Source organism: Microbacterium sp. H6 (genome assembly GCF_003314775.1).
GTDB lineage: Bacteria > Actinomycetota > Actinomycetes > Actinomycetales > Microbacteriaceae > Microbacterium > Microbacterium oxydans.
The window spans coordinates 3,073-4,166 of sequence record NZ_QOAY01000225.1 but is presented as its reverse complement, the minus strand read 5'-3'; the positions used below and the strand labels follow the sequence as shown (position 1 = coordinate 4,166).

Here is a 1,094-nt window from a genome sequence, read left to right as displayed (position 1 = left end):
AGCTCGCGCAGCCCCTCCAGGTCGGTGACCGCTGCGCCCAGCGCACGCGCCTGCACGAGCACGTTGCCGAGCGCGGTCGCCTCGACGGGGCCGGCCAGCACCGGCAGGGCCGAACGATCGGCGATGGCCTGGCAGAGGAGCGCGTTCAAGGATCCGCCGCCGACGAGGTGGATCACGTCGACCTCACGCCCGGAGAGGTCGGACGCCGCTCGCACGGTCTCGGCGAACGCCGCGGCGATACTCTCCACGATGCTGCGCGTGAACACGGCTCGCTCCGTCGGAGCGGATGCTCCTGACGCCTCGACCAGCGTCGCGATGCGGCTGGGCATGTCGCCGGGTGCACTGAGCGAAGGATCGTTCGCATCGAACAGCGGTACGTCGTCCGATACGGCGGCCGCCTCCGCGAGCAGCTCGGTCAGGTCGATGCGTGCACCGTCCTGAGCTTCCCACGCCCGCACGCTCTCACTCAGCAGCCACAGGCCGGTGACGTTGTGCAGGAAGCGGTATCGACCGTCTACGCCGAGCTCGTGCGTGAAGTTCGCCTCGCGCGCCGCATCCGTCAGCACGGGCTCCGCCAGTTCCAGACCCACCAGGCCCCACGTGCCGCACGAGATGTAGGCGGCTGAGGGCGATGTCATGGGGACGGCGACGACGGCAGAGGCGGTGTCGTGCGACCCGACGGCGATCACGGGGAGAGCCTTGCCGACGAGTTCGGCGAGCTCGGGCTGCAGCGACCCGATCACCGCGCCGGGGTCGACCAACGGAGGCAGGAGACGCGGCGGGATGCCGATGCGCGTCGCGAGGTCGGTGTCCCAATCACCGTCGTCGATGCTCAGCAGCCCCGTCGTGGAGGCGTTCGTGCGCTCGGCGACGCTGGCACCGGTGAGGAGGAATGCGACCAGATCGGGGAGGAGGAGCACGGTGTCGGCCGCGGTCATCCGTTCGTCCACCCGGTACTGGTACAGGGTGTTGAACGGCAGGAACTGCAGGCCGTTGCGAGCGTACAGCTCAGAGAACGGCACGATGGCGTGCACCTCGGCGACGCCCTGAGCCGTGCGGGAGTCGCGGTAGTGAAACGGCTCGGCGAGGAGAAC

1 protein-coding gene is annotated in these 1,094 nt (G+C 69.7%); it reads right to left on the bottom strand.

All coding sequences use genetic code 11. The features are described from left to right. The coding region (locus DSP71_RS14715) for a rhamnulokinase family protein (protein ID WP_258546471.1) at positions 1–1,094 on the bottom strand (1,094 nt) is incomplete at both ends.